Origin of the sequence: Nocardia sp. CA-135398 (genome assembly GCF_050955845.1) — a bacterium.
Classification (GTDB): domain Bacteria; phylum Actinomycetota; class Actinomycetes; order Mycobacteriales; family Mycobacteriaceae; genus Nocardia.
This window is the reverse complement of sequence record NZ_CP192084.1, coordinates 6,421,586-6,441,255: the sequence shown is the minus strand read 5'-3', so window position 1 is coordinate 6,441,255 and position 19,670 is coordinate 6,421,586. Positions and strand designations below refer to the sequence as shown.

General features: G+C 66.3%; 18 protein-coding genes. 9 read left to right on the top strand and 9 right to left on the bottom strand.

Features of this window, described 5'->3' with window-relative positions:
* Positions 1-208: 208 nt before the first annotated feature.
* A complete protein-coding gene (locus ACQP1T_RS28490; protein ID WP_433756115.1) occupies positions 209-781 on the bottom strand; it encodes a C40 family peptidase in 573 nt (190 codons plus the stop codon).
* 606 nt (positions 782-1,387) lie between these two features.
* On the opposite strand from ACQP1T_RS28490, the gene ACQP1T_RS28485 reads away from it, so the two are divergent.
* A complete protein-coding gene (locus ACQP1T_RS28485; protein WP_433756114.1) occupies positions 1,388-3,157 on the top strand; it encodes a DEDD exonuclease domain-containing protein in 1,770 nt (589 codons plus the stop codon).
* Positions 3,158-3,162: 5 nt separating this feature from the next.
* A complete protein-coding gene (locus tag ACQP1T_RS28480) occupies positions 3,163-3,438 on the top strand; it encodes an Lrp/AsnC family transcriptional regulator (protein ID WP_433756113.1) in 276 nt (91 codons plus the stop codon).
* 7 nt (positions 3,439-3,445) lie between these two features.
* On the opposite strand, the gene ACQP1T_RS28475 is transcribed toward ACQP1T_RS28480, so the two are convergent.
* From ACQP1T_RS28475 to ACQP1T_RS28465, 3 genes are all read right to left on the bottom strand, one after another.
* Positions 3,446-3,736 (bottom strand): hypothetical protein, encoded by a 291-nt coding sequence (locus ACQP1T_RS28475; protein WP_433756112.1) that lies wholly within the window; start codon positions 3,734-3,736, stop codon positions 3,446-3,448.
* A gap of 136 nt (positions 3,737-3,872) precedes the next feature.
* The gene (gene trpD / locus ACQP1T_RS28470) at positions 3,873-4,928 is read right to left on the bottom strand and encodes an anthranilate phosphoribosyltransferase (protein WP_433756111.1); all 1,056 of its coding nucleotides are present in this window, start codon (positions 4,926-4,928) and stop codon (positions 3,873-3,875) included.
* A 70-nt stretch (positions 4,929-4,998) separates the two neighbouring features.
* The gene (locus ACQP1T_RS28465; protein ID WP_433756110.1) at positions 4,999-5,418 is read right to left on the bottom strand and encodes a hypothetical protein; all 420 of its coding nucleotides are present in this window, start codon (positions 5,416-5,418) and stop codon (positions 4,999-5,001) included.
* Positions 5,419-5,637: 219 nt separating this feature from the next.
* On the opposite strand from ACQP1T_RS28465, the gene ctaE reads away from it, so the two are divergent.
* From ctaE to qcrB, 4 genes are all read left to right on the top strand, one after another.
* The gene (ctaE, locus tag ACQP1T_RS28460; RefSeq protein ID WP_327096839.1) at positions 5,638-6,249 is read left to right on the top strand and encodes an aa3-type cytochrome oxidase subunit III; all 612 of its coding nucleotides are present in this window, start codon (positions 5,638-5,640) and stop codon (positions 6,247-6,249) included.
* Positions 6,250-6,310: 61 nt separating this feature from the next.
* Positions 6,311-7,174 carry a cytochrome bc1 complex diheme cytochrome c subunit gene (qcrC, locus tag ACQP1T_RS28455; RefSeq protein WP_433756109.1) on the top strand — a complete coding sequence of 288 codons (864 nt, stop codon included), beginning with the start codon at positions 6,311-6,313 and terminating at the stop codon, positions 7,172-7,174.
* A gap of 20 nt (positions 7,175-7,194) precedes the next feature.
* On the top strand, positions 7,195-8,370 hold the full coding sequence (gene qcrA / locus ACQP1T_RS28450) for a cytochrome bc1 complex Rieske iron-sulfur subunit (RefSeq protein ID WP_433756108.1): 1,176 nt from the start codon (positions 7,195-7,197) through the stop codon (positions 8,368-8,370).
* A complete protein-coding gene (gene qcrB / locus ACQP1T_RS28445; protein WP_433756107.1) occupies positions 8,367-9,989 on the top strand; it encodes a cytochrome bc1 complex cytochrome b subunit in 1,623 nt (540 codons plus the stop codon). The genes qcrA and qcrB overlap by 4 nt, the downstream gene beginning before the upstream one ends.
* A gap of 48 nt (positions 9,990-10,037) precedes the next feature.
* On the opposite strand, the gene ACQP1T_RS28440 is transcribed toward qcrB, so the two are convergent.
* Positions 10,038-10,535: a polyadenylate-specific 3'-exoribonuclease AS gene (locus ACQP1T_RS28440; protein ID WP_433756106.1), complete on the bottom strand. Its 498-nt coding sequence runs from the start codon at positions 10,533-10,535 to the stop codon at positions 10,038-10,040.
* A gap of 338 nt (positions 10,536-10,873) precedes the next feature.
* On the opposite strand from ACQP1T_RS28440, the gene ACQP1T_RS28435 reads away from it, so the two are divergent.
* Positions 10,874-11,107 (top strand): HNH endonuclease, encoded by a 234-nt coding sequence (locus tag ACQP1T_RS28435; RefSeq protein ID WP_433756105.1) that lies wholly within the window; start codon positions 10,874-10,876, stop codon positions 11,105-11,107.
* A gap of 207 nt (positions 11,108-11,314) precedes the next feature.
* Positions 11,315-12,700: a class II 3-deoxy-7-phosphoheptulonate synthase gene (locus ACQP1T_RS28430; protein ID WP_433756104.1), complete on the top strand. Its 1,386-nt coding sequence runs from the start codon at positions 11,315-11,317 to the stop codon at positions 12,698-12,700.
* Between the two features lie 20 nt (positions 12,701-12,720).
* Here the strand turns inward: ACQP1T_RS28430 and pknB are convergent, their stop codons facing one another.
* Positions 12,721-14,682, bottom strand: a complete 1,962-nt coding sequence (gene pknB, locus ACQP1T_RS28425) for a Stk1 family PASTA domain-containing Ser/Thr kinase (protein WP_433756103.1) — start codon at positions 14,680-14,682, stop codon at positions 12,721-12,723.
* Between the two features lie 232 nt (positions 14,683-14,914).
* Between pknB and ACQP1T_RS28420 the strand changes: the two genes are divergently transcribed.
* The gene (locus ACQP1T_RS28420) at positions 14,915-15,283 is read left to right on the top strand and encodes an Rv2175c family DNA-binding protein (RefSeq protein ID WP_040688576.1); all 369 of its coding nucleotides are present in this window, start codon (positions 14,915-14,917) and stop codon (positions 15,281-15,283) included.
* An 83-nt stretch (positions 15,284-15,366) separates the two neighbouring features.
* Here ACQP1T_RS28420 and ACQP1T_RS28415 read toward each other — a convergent pair whose 3' ends face one another.
* From ACQP1T_RS28415 to crtI, 3 genes are all read right to left on the bottom strand, one after another.
* Positions 15,367-16,305, bottom strand: coding sequence for a phytoene/squalene synthase family protein (locus ACQP1T_RS28415; RefSeq protein ID WP_433756102.1), 939 nt, complete (start codon positions 16,303-16,305; stop codon positions 15,367-15,369).
* Complete coding sequence (locus ACQP1T_RS28410; protein ID WP_433756101.1) at positions 16,302-18,020, bottom strand: alpha-(1->6)-mannopyranosyltransferase A; 1,719 nt, start codon at positions 18,018-18,020, stop codon at positions 16,302-16,304. The genes ACQP1T_RS28415 and ACQP1T_RS28410 overlap by 4 nt, the downstream gene beginning before the upstream one ends.
* A 64-nt stretch (positions 18,021-18,084) precedes the next feature.
* Positions 18,085-19,668, bottom strand: a complete 1,584-nt coding sequence (crtI, locus tag ACQP1T_RS28405) for a phytoene desaturase family protein (RefSeq protein WP_433756100.1) — start codon at positions 19,666-19,668, stop codon at positions 18,085-18,087.
* Positions 19,669-19,670: the final 2 nt, after the last annotated feature.

Sequence of the window (19,670 nt, the reverse complement as noted above, 5' to 3'; positions counted from 1 at the left end):
AGCGCGCCAGGCCCCGTTTCTCTCGTGAAGCGATCTTGTCGCCTCCGTAAGCTGCGGAACCTCTGCGGCGAACTCCGCAACCCGGGAAGGTCTCGATTAGGTTACGGAACGGCGTAGCTCTGTGTCCAGTGGGCCACAAAATGATCACTCATGCCGTCCCGACGCCCGGCCGCTTCGTAGTGGCCGGGCGCGGTGATCGAAAGACTGCTCAGAAGCGGCGCGCGCCGGAGATCGGCATGGAGGAGATCGGCGCGAGTTTCACCGGGGTGCCCGAGGTGGAAGCGTGGACGACGTTGCCGTCACCGGCGTACAGGCCGGAGTGGCCGCCACCGTAGAACGACACCAGATCGCCCGGCTGCAGGTCGTCGAGCGATACCGGGCTGCCCGCGTTCAGCTGCTCACCGCTGGTGCGCGGCAGCTCGAGACCGGCCTGCTGGTAGGACCACTTGACCAGACCTGAGCAGTCGAAGGCGTTCGGGCCCGCGGCGCCGTAGACGTACGGTGAGCCGATCTTGCTCATCGCGGCGTCGAGTGCGATATCGCCGACGGACTTCTTGGGGGCCATGAACGGCAGCGGTCCGGGGTTGGGCACCTCGATGCCGGGGATGCCCTGCGGGATCGGGATCTCGTTCGGCACGTCGAAGGTGCCGACGCCGGGGATGGTGACCGGCTGGGCCGAGGCGGGCGCGGCGGGCAACAGGAAGACGCCGAGCGTGGCAGCTCCGACGGCTCCGGCCGCGACGGCACGCTTGGCATGTCGCTTGACGGTGTTGGTCGCCATGATGCGGTACTTCCAATCTGCCCCACGACGCCGCACCCGGTGATGCAGCGGACTGCGTGTCGAAGCACCGTCGGGTGGTGCGTCGAACTCCGTGAGGTCTCGAAAAGGTTACGAACACATCACGGTGGTTTGTAAAGTCGGAGACATCCGAAATGGCGGTGCTCAACAAATTTGCGGCCGAATATGTGCGACTTCAGTCACACCAATCACGAAACGATAACTACGCGCGATTTCCCAGGGCTGGCGGCATCGCTGCCGAGCCTTCCGTCGTCCGACCTCGGCGTGTCTCAGACGCGGGGTTTTCCGGAATCTCCCCAGGTCGTGACGGTATCTCGGCTCGTGCTCGGTCGGGCAAGTCGGACCGAACGGTCTTCTCTTTGGCGTCGCGGGCAGCACGCCGAGGGTGGTGCGGCAGGGCACCCGGGCGTGTCCGTCCGATTGATGTAATTTGCTTACCAATGTGATGTGCGCCACTTTTTGGTGTTCTAGATCATTTTGTGGGAATCAGCGCGAAATCCTCGCCGTGTAATTCGGACATTTCTCTGGTGAAATCCCAGGTGGCTTTCCCCGCGGTTCGTGTCGTACCGAGGCCATACGCTGCACGCCGTGCCCGATCCGACGCCGCGCCAGGCCGCCGCACTGCAGTTGGCCTTCGACGAGCTCGAGACCCCGCTCTACGACACCACCTTCGTGGTCGTCGACCTGGAGACGACGGGCACCAGCCCCGAAGGTGACGCGATCACCGAGATCGGGGCGGTGAAGGTGCGCGGCGGTGAGGTGCTCGGGGAGTTCGCGACCCTGGTGAATCCGGGACGGGCCATACCACCCGCGATCGTGCAGATCACCGGGATCACCACCGCGATGGTCTACGAGGCGCCACGGATCGAGGCGGTGCTGCCGGGTTTTCTCGAATTCGCCAAGGGCGCTGTGCTGGTCGCGCACAACGCCCGCTTCGACATGGCCTTTCTGCGTGCCGCCGCGGCCCGGATGGATACACCGTGGCCGAGCGGGCCGGTGTTGTGCACGGTGAAGCTGGCGCGGCGCGTGCTCGCCCGCGACGAGGCGCCCTCGGTCCGGCTCGGTGTGCTCGCGCCGCTGCTCGGTGCGAGCACCCAGCCGAACCATCGGGCCCTCGATGACGCCAGGGCCACCGTGGACGTGCTGCATGCCCTCATCGGACGGGTCGGGAATCTCGGCGTGCACAGCCTGACCGAACTGCTCGACTATCTGCCGAATGTCACACCGCGCCAACGCGCCAAGCGGGTGCTCGCCAACGATCTGCCGTCGAGTCCGGGCGTCTATCTCTTCCGCGGGCCCTCGGACGAAGTCCTCTATATAGGCACGGCCGTGAACCTGCGCCGTCGCGTGCGCAATTACTTCACCGGATCCGAGACCCGCGGCCGGATGAAGGAGATGGTCTCCCTTGCCATTCGGGTCGACCACGTGGTGTGCGCGCACGGCCTGGAGGCCGGGGTGCGCGAGCTACGACTGATCGTCGCGCATACCCCGCCCTATAACCGGCGCTCGAAGTTCCCGAAGCGCGGTTGGTGGATAACGCTGACCGACGAACCGTTTCCGCGATTCGCGATCGCGCGCACACCGACCGCGGATGCTTTGGGGCCCTTCCCTTCTCGGATGGCCGCGAACGACATCGCGCTCACCATCGCGGAGCACAGCGGCCTGCGCACCTGCACCACGCGACTGCCGCGCGACGGTCGCCACGACTGCCCGCCCGCCGTGGTCGGCGGCTGCCCGGCGGCAGTCGGTGACACTCCTATATATAGAGAGGAATACGAACCCGCCGCCGCGGCCGTTCGGGCGCTGTTCGCGGGGCACGGCGACGCGCCGCTGCGGGCCATGCTCGACCGCATCGAAACCCATTCGCGAGCAGAGCATTTCGAGGCCGCCGCCAGACTGCGCGACCGGACCGGCGCGGTGGTGCGGGCACTGCACCGCACCCAACGGCTCGCCGCGGTGGCGCGGATAGCCGAACTGATCGCGGCGCATCCGGACGGCGCGGGCGGTTGGGAGTACGCGGTGATCCGCTATGGGCGGCTGGCGGGGGCCGGAACCTCGGCGCGGGGTGTGCCACCCATGCCGGTGATCGAACGCATCGTCGCGGCCGCGGAGACCGTACTGCCGGACCCGATCCCGCCATTGCGCGGTGCGTCGCCGGAGGAGGTCGGTCTCGTGACGCGATGGTTGGGACGGCCGGGGGTGCGGATCGTGCGCACGAGCGAGGGCTACCGCGAACCGATCCGAAGCGCCGGACGCTGGGCCGGGTGGGCGGATCTCGCCGATGCGGCCGCGCGGGCCCGGCTGCACGGACCGGAGGCCGAACTCGCGCAGTACCACGATGGTGACCGCCTAGGCTGACAGCCATGATTACCGCGATCGTGATGATCCAGGCCGAGAACGCCCGCATTCCGGAGACCGCACAGGCGGTTGCCGATACCGAGGGCGTCACCGAGGTCTACTCCTGCGCGGGCGATGTCGACCTGATCGCGATCGTGCGGGTGCGCGACCACGAGGAGATCGCCGAGGTGGTGACCGGCCGGATCGACAAGACTCCCGGCGTCGCCCGCACCACCACGCATATCGCCTTCAAGTCGTATTCCCGCGCCGACGTCGAAGCGGGCTTCTCCCTCGGCGAGTGAGCCGTAATCAGGGAATGCGGAGAGAAGAACCGGAGAAGGTTCGGGAGGCGCCGGACGGGAGTACCGCGCTGGCTTCGCCCCGGCAACCGGCCATATAGAAGACGGTGATGGTCGCGTCGGTGTGGTTCTCGATGGCCAGGGGGGCGGCGCCGCCACCGATTTGCAGGCAGCCCGACGGTTCGCGGTAGACCATCCCGTTGACGACCAGACTGCCCTGTGCCGCGTGTGCGTCGGGTGCGCTGGCGACCGTCGCCGCGATCGCCAGCACGGCTAGTGCCGCGTAAACGCCCCGCTTCATCGTGTGCTCCTCAGCAGTCGAGCCGGGCGGCGTACGCCCGACGCGAAACGGGGCAACGCCGGATTGCCGCGTCACTGTAACCTGTACCGCCACAAGAGGTCTGCCGACATGCGGCGCCCGATTCGCGGCGCGGGAGTCAGTTATCGCCGAGGGTGTTGGTGAGTTTGGCCCAGCGGTCGAGCAGGGCGGCGGATTTTCCGGTGTCGATGGCCTCGGCGGCGCGATCGATGCCCGCGGCGATGGCGTCGTGGATATCGGCATCCGGATCGCCGACACCCTGAGACCAGTCGTAGGCGACGATGGCGGCGGCGGAATTGAGCAGTACCGCGTCGCGCACCGGGCCGGCGGTGCCCGCCAATACACTGCGCGCGACACCCGCGTTGACCTCGGCGTCGCCGCCGCGCAATGCGTTCAGATCGACGCGCGCGATGCCGATGCGGGTCGGATCGATGGTGGTCTTCCGCAGTTTTCCGCCCGACACGATCCACGCGTCGGTGGTGTCGGAGGTGGTGATCTCGTCCAGCCCGTCATTGCCGCGCACCACGATCGCGCTGGCGCCGCGCTCGGCGAATACCCCGGCGATCACCGGCAATAGCTCGGGAAACGCGCAGCCGACCAGCCCGGCACGCGGTTGCGCGGGGTTGGTGAGCGGGCCGAGCACATTGAAAACAGTGGGTATGCCGATTTCCTTGCGGGCCGGACCGGCGAAGCGCAACGCGGGGTGGAACAGCGGCGCGAAGCAGAAGCCGATGCCGACCTCACGCACGCAGCGAGCCACCGCCTCGGGGCCGAGGGCCAGCTTCACGCCCAACGCCTCCAGCACATCGGCGCCGCCGCTCTTCGAGGAGGCCGCGCGATTGCCGTGCTTGACCACCGGCACACCGGCCGAGGCCACCACGATCGAGGACATCGTCGAGATATTCACCGAACCGGACCGGTCACCGCCGGTCCCGACAATGTCGACCGCATCGCCGTCGACATGGACCAGGCGGGCGTGGCCGAGCATGCCCGCGGCCATGCCGGACAGTTCGACAGGAGTCGGGCCCTTGATCTTCATCGCGACACCGAACGCGGCGATCTGTGCCTGCGTCGCATTGTCGGTGAAGATCTCATCGATCACCCAGGTGGTGTCCTCCGCCGCCAGATCGCCGCCATCGGCAAGGGTCCCGAGTACTTGGGGCCAGCTGCGCATGTCCACTTCTCCTGTCACCACTGGTTCGCGCACCAGTCTGTCGCGATAGAGCGTAGTGGTCGAGGCGTTATCAGCGCTGCGCGGTCGCGGAACCCGGTTGCAGGGCGTCCCAGCCGTCCACGACGCCGTCGTGACGCTGGGCGAGACCGACCATCCTGTTCCGCTCCTGCGAACAGTGCAGCGAATCGAGTAGCTGAACCCGTTGCAGGATCAGCGATTCCAACTCGTGCGGACCTTCGGTGCGTGGGGCCGCGGTGTAGCCGTCTTGGGCGGCAACCGCACAGACGTCATCAATCCGATCAGGCGGAATACGCAAATGATGGCGCAGCAGGGCGGGTTCGTCGGCTTTGAGAGCCGAGGCGCGCGAGAGTGTTGTCGAACACGCCTCGGAGTCATCGAAGCACTCCGCGACGACTACTAGATCGGAACGGGTCGGATCGAACGGTTCGGGTTCGTTCCCGCCGAACAGCCGTTGCCACCACCGCGTCACATCCGCCTCCTGATCTCAGCTTTTCCTTATTCGCGTCTGCCATGCTCGCCGCGAGAGTCGCACCGCTCGTCCCACCTGCGCGCCGCAGCCGCGCGCGCCCGTGATCAACACGCCGACCCCCTGGTCGAGACACCATCTGTCCGTGCGTTTTCCGACACGGGAGGACAAGTTTCGCACCCGGGTACTTGTGTCGTACTACGACGAGTCATACTTACCCCCGTGACGACCGCAGTAGGGACCCCAGGATCGGCCATAACTCAGCGTGTGCATTCGCTGAACCGGCCCAACATGGTGAGCGTCGGTACCATCATCTGGCTGTCCAGCGAGCTGATGTTCTTTGCCGGGCTCTTCGCGATGTATTTCGTCGCGCGCGCCCAGGCCCACGGCAACTGGCCGCCGGAACCGACCGAGCTGAACCTCAAGCTTGCCGTGCCGGTCACCACCGTGCTGGTCGCCTCCTCGTTCACCTGCCAGATGGGTGTGTTCGCGGCGGAGAAGGGCGATGTGTTCGGCCTGCGCCGCTGGTACGTCGTCACCCTGATCATGGGTGCGCTGTTCGTGTCGGGTCAGGGCTACGAGTACACCAACCTGGTCAAGGAGGGCACCTCGATCTCGAGCAGCGCCTACGGCTCGGTGTTCTACATCACCACCGGTTTCCACGGTCTGCACGTCATCGGCGGTCTGATCGCCTTCGTCTTCCTGCTGGTCCGCACCAAGGTCAGTAAGTTCACCCCGGCACAAGCCACCGCCGCGATCGTCGTCTCCTACTACTGGCACTTCGTCGACATCGTCTGGATCGGGCTGTTCGCCACGATCTACTTCGTCCGCTGAGCCGGGCCAGTACCCCGAATCTTTTGCACAAGTCGGTTCCGTCTACTCCAAAGGGACACAGATGAGTTCATCTCCCCCGTCAGCGCCAGAGCCCGCCAGCCCCGGGAACGGCGAGGCCAGCAAGATCCGCAAGCAGCGCCGCATGCGGCGTCGCGTCGCGGGTGGGCTCGCGCTGCTGGTGGGCCTCGTCGGAGCCGGATTCCTCGCCACCGCGATCACGCCGGACCCGCAGGTCGCGACCGCGAACGAGGACCAGTCCGCGCTGATCCGCGACGGCAAGCAGCTTTACGAGACCTCCTGCATCACCTGCCACGGCGCCAACCTGCAGGGCGTGCCCGACCGCGGTCCGAGCCTGGTCGGCGTCGGTGAGGCGGCCGTCTACTTCCAGGTCTCCTCCGGCCGCATGCCGCTGGCCGCCAATCAGGCTCAGGCGACGCGCAAGCCGCCGAAGTTCGATGCCCACCAGACCGATGCCCTCGGCGCGTACATCGCCGCCAACGGCGGCGGCCCCTCCGTGGTACGTGACGCCAACGGTGAGATCGCCCAGGAATCGCTGCGCGGTCCGGATGTCGCCCGTGGTTCGGAGCTGTTCCGGATGAACTGCGCGTCCTGCCACAACTTCACCGGCCGCGGCGGCGCGCTGTCCTCCGGTAAGTACGCGCCGCCACTCGAGCCCGCCAATGAGCAGCAGATCTACGACGCGATGCTCACCGGCCCCGAGAACATGCCGAAGTTCTCCGACCGGCAGCTGAGTCCGGAAGAGAAGCGCGACATCGTCGCCTACGTCAAGAACGCCACCGAGGAGAGAAGCCCGGGCGGCTGGGATCTCGGCGGGTTCGGCCCCGCGACCGAGGGCCTGGCCATGTGGGTGGTCGGCATCACGCTCGTCGTCGGCGCCGCGATGTGGATCGGATCACGTTCATGAGCAATAAGGAGCCAACTGACATGGGTCGGCCGGATGAGGGCCACGACGGCGCGGAGCCGTCGAACGAGCGGGTGAACACCACACCGGCTGAGCCCACCGAGGAAGAACTCGACGCGATGTCGCGCGACGAGCTGGTCAAGCTCGGCACCGAGCGCGACGGCGTCGACGTCGCCTACCGGCGCGAGCGGTTCCCGGTGCCGGGCACCCGCGCCGAGAAGCGCGCCGAGCGGCAGGTCTCGTTCTGGTTCGCGGTCTCCGGTATCGCGGCCGCGGTCCTGGTCGGTGTCTTCCTGTTCTGGCCTTGGGAATTCAAGGGCAAGGACGAGGACGGCCACACCGCCTACTCGCTGTTCACCCCGCTGGTCGGCCTCAGTTTGGGTATCTCCGTGCTGGTCATCGGCGTCGCGGTGGTGCTGATCCGCAAGAAGTTCATCCCGGCCGAGCTGTCCATCCAGGACCGCCACGACGGGCCCTCGCCCGAGGTCGAGCGCCGCACCCTGGTCGCCGAGCTGCAGGACGCGCTGGACACCTCCACGCTGGGTCGTCGCAAGATGATCACCCGGACCGCGGGCGCCGGTGTCGGCGTACTCGGTGTCGGTGCGCTGCTGGTCTTCGTCGGCGGCCTGATCAAGAACCCGTGGGCCAAGGGCGACAAGTCGCCGCTGTGGGTCTCGGGCTGGACCCCGGATTTCGAGGGCGAGACGATCTACATCCGTCGCGACACCGGTCGCCCCGAGGACGTCGTGCTGGTGCGTCCCGAGGATCTGGACGCGGGTGCCATGGAGACGGTGTTCCCGTGGAAGGAGAAGTGGCGCGGTGACGAGCACGCGACGCTGCAGTCCCTGCGCGGTATCCGCAACGCCGTCATGCTGATCCGGCTGCGCACCGAAGACGCGCAGAAGGCCATCAAGCGCAAGGGGCAGGAGAGCTTCAACTACGGCGACTACTTCGCCTACTCGAAGATCTGCACCCACCTCGGTTGCCCGACGTCGCTGTTCGAGCAGCAGACCAACAAGATCCTGTGCCCCTGCCACCAGTCGCAGTTCCTGGCGACCGAATGGGGTAAGCCGGTCTTCGGTCCCGCCGCTCGCGCACTGCCGCAGCTGCCGATCACCGTCAATTCCGAGGGCTACCTGGTCGCCGCGGGCGACTTCATCGAGCCGCTCGGACCGGCCTACTGGGAGCGTCGTTCATGAGTCGGGTTGCAGCCCAAGCCAACGAGGCCGACGAGCGGTACCGCGCCGCGGCGTTCGTGAAGCGGTCGATCAACAAGGTCTTCCCGACCCACTGGTCGTTCCTGCTCGGCGAGATCGCGCTCTACAGCTTCATCATCCTGCTGCTGTCGGGTGTGTATCTGACCCTGTTCTTCGATCCGTCGATGAGCGAGGTCGTCTACAACGGCGCCTACCAGCCGCTGCGTGGTGTGACCATGTCGCGGGCCTACGAGACGGCGCTGAACATCTCCTTCGAGGTGCGCGGTGGTCTGTTCGTGCGCCAGGTGCATCACTGGGCCGCACTGCTTTTCGCGGCCTCGATCATCGTGCACCTGTTCCGCATCTTCTTCACCGGTGCGTTCCGCAAGCCGCGTGAGGCGAACTGGGTCATCGGCTGCCTGCTGTTGATCCTGGCCATGTTCGAGGGCTTCTTCGGTTACTCGCTGCCCGACGACCTGCTCTCGGGTACCGGTCTGCGGGCCGCGTTCGGCGGTATCACGATGAGTATCCCGATCATCGGCACCTGGATGCACTGGCTGATTTTCGGCGGTGACTTCCCCGGCGACATCATCATCCCGCGCCTGTATATCGCCCACGTGCTGCTGTTCCCCGGCATCTTCTTGGTGCTGATCGCCGCGCACGTCGCGCTGGTCTGGTACCAGAAGCACACTCAGTTCCCCGGTCCGGGCCGCACCGAGAACAATGTCGTCGGTGCGCGCATCGTGCCGGTGTTCGCCTCCGATCAGGGTGCGTTCTTCGCCTTCACCCTCGGCATCGTGGCGATCATGGCCGGTGTGCTGCAGATCAACCCGATCTGGAACATGGGTCCGTACAACCCCTCTCAGGTGTCGGCGGGTTCGCAGCCCGACTTCTACATGATGTGGACCGACGGTCTGGCGCGTCTGATGCCGCCGTGGGAGCTCTACATCGGGCATTACACGGTTCCGGCCGTGTTCTGGGTGGCGATGATCATGGGCCTGGTCTTCACGGTGCTGATCGCCTACCCGTGGATCGAGAAGCGCCTCACCGGCGACGATGTGCACCACAATCTGCTGCAGCGCCCGCGCGACGTGCCGGTGCGCACGGCGATCGGTGCGATGTCGATCGGTTTCTACGTGGTGCTGACGCTCTCGTGCGTCAACGACATCCTGGCGCTGAAGTTCGACATCTCGTTGAACGCCACCACCTGGATGGGCCGCATCGGTCTGCTGGTCGTGCCGCCGGCGGCGTACTTCATCGCCTACCGGTTCTGCATCGGTCTGCAGCGCAGTGACCGCGCGGTGCTCGAGCACGGCATCGAGACCGGTGTGATCAAGCGTCTGCCGCACGGTGAGTACATCGAGGTGCACCAGCCGCTCGGCCCGGTCGACGACCACGGCCACCCGATCCCGCTGGAGTACCAGGGCGCGACGGTGCCCAAGAAGATGAACAAGCTGGGTTCGGCCGGTAAGCCGGGCACCGGTAGCTTCTTGCGCGCCGATCCGCTGCACGAGATCGAGCAGGCCTTCGAGGACGACCACGCGGAAGAGCACAAGCAGCTCGCCGTCCTGCAGAAGGTCCAGCAGAAGGCGAACGGTCAGAACGGTAATCACTCGCACTGACGGATAAGCGAAAGGCCCCGAGTCGAATTCGACTCGGGGCCTTTCGCTTTAAAGGGATACCCGGCGGCGGGCGGCCTCGATGGCCTCGAATTTGGCCAGGTTGTGGCGGGCGTCGGCGAGGGCATCGTGGGCGTCCGGGGGGACCGGAGGCAGTTCGGGACGGCCATGGGCCTCCCAGTGCTGACGCAGTTCGTTGGTATAGCGCGGCAGGGCATTGGGCAGATCGACCATCGAGCCCCAGAGCTGGCACAGCGCGACGTGGTCGTAGGCGGCCACCCAGGCCCACAGTTCTGGTTGGACCGATGGCCGGGGCACCAGGAATTTATAGAGGTCGTCGCGGATCTGTTTGCGACTGCGCCACAACGGTGATGTGGACGGAGGAAGCTGTGGTAAGACGTATTTGCGTACCCACGGGCCTGCGCGATCGGGGTCGAATTCTGTGGAGACCGCGTAATATTCGCGGCCGTCTTCGCAGACAACGCCGATTGACACCAAGTCTATTATCTTGCCGTCTTCAATGAATTCTGTGTCATAAAAATACCTCAATCACTTCCGCCTTCCTGATAGCATGAACCCACGTATTTCGGCGACATGGGGGTGTTGTGAAAGAGTCTGCTTCGTGCAGCGAGTCCGATTGTTTTCGGCCTGTGCGGCTTCGGGGATTGTGTAATAAGCACTACAACGCTGATCTTGGTCGAAGATATCCGCGGTGTTCGGTCGAAAGTTGTTCTCGGCCAGCCATTCTCAAGCATGGCATCTGCAAGGCGCACATGCATAAGTTGCGGCGCTGGGGTGCGATCGAAGCGGCTCCGGGACGTGGTGCGCCAGGGCGTCGGCGAAAGAGTTCGCACGATGGTCGCCGTATTTCGTCGTGTGGTTACTGGATGCTGCGACTCGCGGAGGGCGGCTGGGAATTGGAGCATCGATTGATAATGGAAGCCCAACTCGGCCGAAAGCTGCAGCCGGGTGAGAACGTACATCACATCAACGGAGACAAACTCGATAATCGGCCGGAGAATTTGGAGCTCTGGCTCACCCGGCAGCCGACTGGTGCCCGTGTGGAAGATCTGGTGAAGTGGGCTCGGGAGATTATCGAACAATATGGAAATGACTATTGATTTTACCGCGGTGGCGGGCGGAAGTCGGGATCCCATTGCGATCATTCGGTGGCCTTCGAAGTACCCACAGATGTAAACCATATGTGGCGTGCTTCCTGTGTGGTGCAAAGGGGCACCACGGAGGGTGAGGATTTGTTACACCTCGATGTGAGGGATCAGCCCTACCTCCGGGTATCTACGCTTGTCGGGTATCCGTATTCTGAACGGGTGAACTGGACCGTCGACGTACCCATCGATCGCCTGCCGGAGCTGCCGCCGCTGCCCGCAGAGCTGCGGAGGCGGCTGGACGACGCGCTGGCGCGTCCGGCGCTACAGCAGCCGGCGTGGGATCCGGAGCAGGCGGCAATGATGCGCACTGTGCTGGAGAGCGTGCCGCCGATCTGCGTGCCCGCCGAGGTGGAGGAGTTGCGCACACAGCTCGCGGAGGTCGCGCGCGGCGAGGCCTTCCTGATGCAGGGCGGTGACTGCGCGGAGACCTTCGCCGACAACACCGAACCGCATATCCGCGGCAATATCCGTACCCTGCTGCAGATGGCCGTCGTGCTGACCTACGGCGCCAGCCTGCCGGTGGTCAAGGTCGCGCGCATCGCGGGCCAGTACGCGAAGCCGCGCTCCTCGGACACCGACGCGCTCGGCCTCAAGTCCTACCGCGGTGACATGGTGAACTCGCTGGTCGCGGATGCGAAGGTGCGCGAACACGACCCGTCGCGACTGGTGCGCGCCTACGCCAACGCCAGCGCCGCCATGAACCTGGTGCGCGCGCTGACCGGTGCGGGCATGGCGGATCTGCACCGCGTGCACGATTGGAACCGTGACTTCGTCGCCCAGTCGCCCGCCGGTGCGCGCTACGAGGCGCTGGCCGAGGAGATCGACCGCGGCCTGGCCTTCATGACCGCCTGTCGAGTGAACGATCCGAGCCTGCAGTCCGCGCGCATCTACGCCAGCCACGAGGCGCTGGTGCTGGACTACGAGCGCGCCATGCTGCGCCTGGGCGAGAACCCGGCGGGCGAGCCGGTGCTCTACGACCTATCCGCGCACTTCCTGTGGATCGGCGAGCGCACCCGTCAGCTCGACGGCGCGCATATCGCCTTCGCGGAGCTGCTCGCCAATCCGATCGGCCTGAAGATCGGTCCGACCACCACGCCGGATCAGGCCGTTGAGTACGTCGAGCGGCTCGATCCCAATAACGAGCCGGGCCGGTTGACCATCGTCTCGCGCATGGGCAATACCAAGGTCCGCGACGTCCTGCCGCCCATTATCGAAAAAGTGCAGGCGACCGGACACCAGGTCATCTGGCAGTGCGACCCCATGCACGGCAACACCCACGAGGCATCCACCGGCTACAAGACCCGGCACTTCGACCGGATCATCGACGAGGTGCAGGGCTTCTTCGAGGTGCACCACGCACTGGGCACCCATCCCGGCGGTCTGCACATCGAACTGACGGGTGAGGATGTCACCGAATGCCTCGGTGGCGCCCAGGACATCTCCGATCTGGATCTGTCAGGTCGCTACGAGACCGCATGTGACCCGCGGCTGAACACCCAGCAGTCGCTGGAACTGGCCTTCCTGGTCGCGGAAATGCTGCGCTGACCAAGGCTTTTCCTTTGTCGTCATGGCAGCGCCGTCAGCGAGACGGTGCTGCCCGCCTCGACATTGGAACCCACGCCGGGAACCTGGCCGATCACCACGGAGCTCTCGGACGGTGCGAGCTGACGCACCGCAACCACCAGGCCGAGCGCCTGCAGCTTGGAGCGGGCGTCGGCGACGCTCGAGCCGACCAGCAGGGGCACCTTCACGGCATTCGAGACGATAAGGGTGACGCCGTCGCCGGACTGGATCGTGGCGCCCGCGGCCGGTTCGGTGGCGATGACCTTATCCGCCTCGATCGTGCGGTCGTACTGAGCCCTGGTCTCGCGCACCGTGATTCCGGCCGCGGTGAGCGCCTTGTTCGCTTCCTCGGTGGTCTTGCCGCGCAGATCGGGCATCTTGACCGGCTGAGAACCCTTGCTGCGGTACACCTTTACCTGCGCGGCCAACGGCAGAACGGTGCCTGGGGCCGGTTCCACCTTCGCGACGGTGCCCTTGGACGCGGTGCTGCCGGCTTCGCCCGCGTCCACCGGTTGCAGTCCGGCATCGCGGATGAGCTGGTTGACCTTCGAAATGTCGTCGCCCGCTTTGATATCCGGCACGCGGGGTTTGCCGCTGGAGATCAGCACGGCCACCGTCGAACCCTTGGTGACCTTGGACCCGGCCGAGGGATCGGTGCCGACCACGCCGCCGACCGGGATGGTGTCGGAGGTCTTCTGTCTGATCTCGGTGTCGAAACCGGCTTCCGTCAGCGCCGAAATCGCGCTGTCCTGATCCTTCCCGGCCACCGACGGGACGGCCGAGTAGCGCCCGACGCCCAACCACCAGCCGCCGATCCCGACGAGCAAGGTCAGGATCGCGACGATGGCGACCCACAGCAGTACCGTGCGACGCGACTTGTTCCGGTCGTCCGCGAACGGTGACGGCTGCGGCGAATGCGATGGCGCATAGTGATCGCGGTAGTTGTCCGGAGGCCCGTAGTTGTCGGGCGGACCGTAATCGGGCACCCGCGGTCGCGCCGCCGTGACGACCTTGGTGTGCTGTGCGGACGGTGGCGGTGCCGCTGCGACCCTGGCCTGCTGCGGGGTCGGCGCGGCGGTCTTGAAGCTGGCGCTGAGATGTTCGGCCGATTCCTGCGGTGCGGGCACCCGATAGGGCGGCAGATTCAGCGCTACCCCGATCGCATGCAGCTCGGCCGCCATCTCGTTGGCATCGGCGAAGCGGTGCGCGGGTTCGCGGTTGGTGGCCCGCGCGATCAGCTCGTCGAACTCCGGCGGTACCCCGTCGATGAATTCGCTCGGGCTGGGCACATCGTTCTCGATGCGCTGATACGCCACCGATAGGGAAGTGTCGCCGGTGAACGGAACCCGGCCGGTGAGCAGTTCGAAGATCAGGATGCCGAAGGAGTAGACGTCGCTGCGGGAATCGGCGGTGCCCGCGGTCACCTGTTCGGGGGACAGATAAGCGGCGGTGCCGAGAATGACGCTCGCCGAGGTGGTGTTCGCGGCCGCGACGGCCCGTACCAGACCGAAATCGGCGATCTTGACCTCGCCGGAATCGGAGATCAGCACATTCTCCGGTTTGATATCGCGATGGATCAGGCCCGCCGAATGCGCGACGCCGATCGCGGCCAGTACCGGCTCGGCGACCGCGCGCACCGCATGCGGCGGCATCGGACCGCGTTCACGCAGCAGCTCGCGCAGCGTGCCGCCCTCGACCAACTCCATGATCAGGAACGGATATTCGCCGTCCACGCCCTGGTCGTAGACCGCGACCAGGGACGGATGCTTGAGCTTGGCGACCGCGCGCGCTTCGAATTCGAACCGGGAAAGGAACTGGGGATCGGCGGCGAACTTGGGATCCATCACCTTGATGGCGACCGGACGGTCCAGGCGGGTATCCACCCCTCGGAAGACCATCGACATCCCGCCCCGCGCGATCGGCGCATCGATGCGGTAACGCCCCTCCAGGATTTGCCCGATCAAGTGATGTCCTCCGGCTTTCACAAATTTCTCACCCCTCGCTCCGATGCGACAAGCGATCGACCGCCTCGCGCGGCCCGCTCACGATCGTAGCCGTGTCGATCGGCTGTGTTTTTGGCCGCGCGGGCGCGGCGTGTTCGTGGCTGGCCAGGGGCGGACTCATCGGGGCGAATCGTGCGGGAACGGTCCAGGGTGTCTCGAACCACTCGGCGCGGGACCGTCTACCGTTATCCGGGTGAGTGCATTTCCTTGCAGTGACGATGTTCTTCCCCAGTCGGAGGCGGTGATCCCGCTGCCCGAGGTGGCCGACAAGCTCGGGCTCGTGGTGACCCGGGTGCATCAGATGCTGCGCGACCACCAGTTGCTCGCTCTACGCCGCGACGGCGTAGCCGGCGTGCCCGAGCGATTCTTCGACGACACCGGCGCGATCGTGAAGTCGCTGCCTGGCCTGATCACCGTCATGAAAGACGCCAAATACACCGATGAGGAGATCCTGGAGTGGATCTTCACCGACGACGAGAGCCTGCCGGGTAAGCCCGTCGACGCATTGCATGGTCCGCTCGCGCGCGAGGTACTGCGTCGTGCGGCCGCGGAGCCCTTCTGAATTTTGGCCGCGCGGACGCGAGACGGGCCGCGAACGGTCGCTCGTGAGACTCGCTCCGTGCTGGTTGCGTTTGCGATCGAGTCTCAGAGCCGCAGCGCTGCGGAGGTGAACTCGATCGCCGCGACCCGCAGGCGTACGTGGCGGGGGACCACGGCGCGGCGCGCGAACACCGCGTAGTCGGAGTGTTCGATTTCATCCAGGATGCCGGAGTAGAGCGTGCTCGCGGTGCGGATGGCGGGGCGCACCCGGGGGGCGAGCAGGTCGATACCCGGGTTCGCGAAGCGGTAGAGGTCGCGGTTGATCGCGATCAGGTGGGCCAATGCGCGGCGGACGCGCTGATCGGTGTGGCCGATGCGGTGGCAGTGGGCCAGCAGGTCCGCGTCGACGCCGAAGGCCGCGAGTTCGTCGGTGGGGAGGTAGATCCGGCCTCGGTCCAGATCCTCGGCGACATCGCGGAGGAAGTTGGTGAGCTGGAACGCCTCGCCGAGTGCGGCTGCGGCGGGTTCGGCCTCGGCCACCGGGACGACCGTGCCGAATACGGGCAGCAGTTGCAGACCGATCGCGGCCGCGGAACCGCGCATGTAGTCGCGCAGTTCGGTCATGGTCGGGTACTGGGCGCGGAAGTGCGCGGTGCCGGGCACATCCATTCGCATGGAGTCCAGGAAGGTCCAGAAGTGCTGTGGCGCAATGTCATAGCGCTGAATGGTGTCGGCCAGTGCGGCGAGTACCTGGGTGCGCCGGTCGACGGGAGGCTTCGCCTGCTCCAAGGCGACGCGCAGTTGCTTCTCGACCAGATCGAGTTCGCCCGCGGGACCGTGTTCGGCGTCGTAGGTGGGGTGGTCGACGATGTCGTCGACCATACGCGCGAAGGCGTAGAGCGCGTGGACCGCGGGTCTTCGTGGTGCCGACAGCAGTCGGGTGGCGAGGAAGTAGGTGCGTCCGTGTTCGGCGGCGATCGCACGGCAGACGCGGTATGCCGCGGCCAGTTCGGAGCCGCGGGCGGTAAGAGCGACCTCGGTCATGACCGGGTGACAGCGACCGGATTGCTCTCCGGCGGGGTGGCGCGCAATCGCAATGGGTCGACACGCCGCAGCGACATGGCCGCGACCACGGCGGCGAAGGTCGCGGCGGCGACGTGTCCGAAGCTGTAGAGCCCGATCGAGCCGTCCGGTTGGAAGACCAGCATCAACCAGGTACACAGTCCGACCAGCACCATCAGCGTGGTGGTGGACAGTGCGAACCCGGCGGCCAGCGCCAGCGGCCAGGAGTAGTACCAGGGCAGCGCGGCGGGCGAGAGGATGACGATGGCGACGAAGGCGATGAGGATGCCGAAGACCGCCTCGCGTTCGCTGTGCCGGAACCGCCACCAGGTCCACCCCAGCACGGCGATCAGCGCAAGCGCGCAGAGGGCGCGGGTCACCGCGAGTACCGGATCCATCGGGAACGGCGTCACCCAGCGAACCATATGCGCCATGATCGTGGGCAGCGAGAGCCAGTTGATGATCTTCTTCGAGCCCGACAGCGCGGTCAGCCAGCCGATGCCGACCCCGGCGATGGCCGAGGCGGCCACGAAGACGACCGCGAAGACGCTCAAACCGAGTCCGGCGATCTTGGCGAACATCAGCGCCGGATGCGGCACTTCCGCGCTCGGTCGCGCGGGTTCGGCCTCGGTCTCGACGCTTTGGGTCGCACCCGGTGATTGGGCGGCGCGTTGCAGCGCGCGGCGTTCGCGCTCGTGCAGCATCCAGATCCACACCAGGAACGGCAGCGCGACACCGGCGGTCGCCTTGATGGCGACGCCGATCGCGACGACAACGATGCCCGCCACATGATGGCGCTCGAGCACCAGTGCGATGCCCGCGCACATGAGCCCGACCATGAGCATTTCGTTGTGCACGCCACCGATGAGATGGATCAGAACCAGCGGGTTGAGCACGGCCAGCCAGAGCGCGACGTTCGGCTTACCGCCCAGGTGCTTGGTCAGGTATGGCACCGCCCACATCATCAGCGCCAGGCCGGGCAGCATGACCAGCCGCAGCGCGATGGTGCCTGCGACCACGTTATCGCCGGTGATCGCGGTGATCGCGTTGCCGAGCAGGAGGAAGATCGGACCGTATGGCGCGGTGGTGGTGGTCCAGACCGGGCTCACATTGTCCAGCAGCACACCGGGATTGGCGACCGGCGGGGAGACGTAGGGATCGAAGCCGTCGCGTAGCAGCGCGCCCTGGGCCAGATACGAATACGCGTCGCGGCTGAACATTGGTACCGCGAACAGCAGCGGGAAGATCCAGATGCCGACGATCGCGCGCAGCTCGTTCAGCGTGACTCCGGCGTCGGGCCGGTCGCCGAATCCGATCGTGGTGCGGCCCAAGCGCACCCAGGCGGTGATCATCAACAGCACACCGACCCAGATGACCATGGTGGACAGCACATAGCCATGCCCGAATCGCAGCCAGGACAGATGCATCGCCTCGAGCAGCGGATCGCGCTTGCGGACGCTGCCCGCGCCGAATCCGCCGAAGGTGATCATCAGCGCGCCGACGAAACCGAGCAGCGCCGAATGTCCCTCCGGGCTGCGGGCGAAGTCGGCGGTGGTCCGCAGCCAGGTCCGGAATCCGTGTTCGGCGACGGCCGCGGTTGTCCGGCGCGCGGGGTCGCTCGATGGACGCGCCTCGTCTTCGGTCGCGGTGATCGAGTTGTCGGTGGGCGCGGCGGCCGTCGTCTCAGGGGGATGCATGTGGTGTCGGTCCCCCCGGAGTGGTCGGCGGTCGCAACCGCAGGCGAATAGGTCGGGCGATAGTTTATCGGCTCGCCGGGAACACTATCCCGCTGGTGCGTGGGGATTCATCCCGAGCGGGTCGTGCGGTGCCGATAATTCGGTTTGCCGCCAGTTTTCCAGACAGCAACGTGGTCGGCACTCCAACACCTGGAGTGGTGCCACAACCGGCGATAACCACGTTGTCGCTGCCGCCGGAAAAATTGCGCGGACGAAATGGGCCGGTTTGCCGGAACAGATGGGCCGCGGAGAAGGGTGTGCCAGCGAGCATGCCTTGTTCGTGCCAAGTGCCGGGTGTGTCGAGATGGTCGACGGTGAAGTGTTCGGCGATGCCGTGATATCCGCGTTGCGCCAACACATTCAGTAGTTCGCGCAGGTAGGAGGGGCCGAGCCGGTCCCAGTCCAGCGGTGCGGCGTCGAGGTTGGGGCAGGGGGCAAGCAGCGAGAACGGCTCGTGCCTGCCGTCGGTGCGGTCGATGTAGAGCGCCGGATCGGTCAGCGCGGGTCGAGTGAGCAGCAATGAGGGGTCGCTCATCAGGCGGCCGCGGCCGGGGCGGGCGGCGATCTCGTCGAAGGTCCGATCCCAGGCGTTGCCGAAATCGATGGTGTGGTGGGCCTGGATCGGCCAGGTCTCGGCGATGGCGGCGGGGATGGTGCCGTGTGCGACGACGGCCGAAGGTGCGGCGCGCAGCCGACGGCGACGGCGCACGCCGAAGCGCTCGTGCGCACCGAGATCGACGGTGAGGACGACGGCGTCGCAGTCGAAAGTGCGCCCGTCCGTGGTGCGGACCTGTTCGGCTCGGCCGCCCGCGTATTCGATTCCGGTGACCTCGGTATTCAGCTCGAGTGTGCCGCCCGCCGCGGTGAAGGCGTCGGCGAGTGCGGCGGTGATGGCGCGCATGCCGCCCTCGGGGAAGTAGACGCCCAGTGAGGTATCCATATGCGGGATCGCGCCGTATACGGCCAGTGCTTTCGCCGGGGCCATACCCGCGTAGAGCGCCTGGAAGGTGAACAGTCGGGCCAGCCGGGGATCGCGCAGGATGCGGGAGACGCGCGGGCCGAGTCGGCCGAATCCGCCCAGCCGTACGAGTGCGGCCAGTGCGCGTCGTTTGGCGGGGTAGCGGACCATATCCAGCGGCGAATCGAAGTTCGTGTCCATGAACTCGGTGAATTCGGCCTGGTAGATCTCGGCGAGCCAGTTGCGCAGCCGTCGGTAGCGCAGCGCCTCGTCATCGCCGCACACGCGGGCCACCTCGATGGCCATGGCCTCGGGCTCGGCGTAGACGCGAATGTTGGAGTCGTCGGCGAAGCGGGCGTGATAGCTGGGGGTGAGTTGCTGGATGCGCAGTGGTGGCGTGCAGGTTTCGGGGGTCGCGCCGACCGCGGCGAGGGCGTCGGCGATCAGCTCCGGCAAGGTGAGTACCGTTGCACCGGAGTCGATTTCGTAGTCGGGGCCGCGATACAGGCCGACTCGGCCGCCCGGATGATCGGCGCGTTCCAGCAGGGTGACCGTGCGCCCGGCCCCGGTCAGATACAGGGCGGCCGCGAGGCCGGACAGGCCCGCGCCCACCACCACGACGCGATCGGTCGGTCCCGCAACGGTTTTCATGT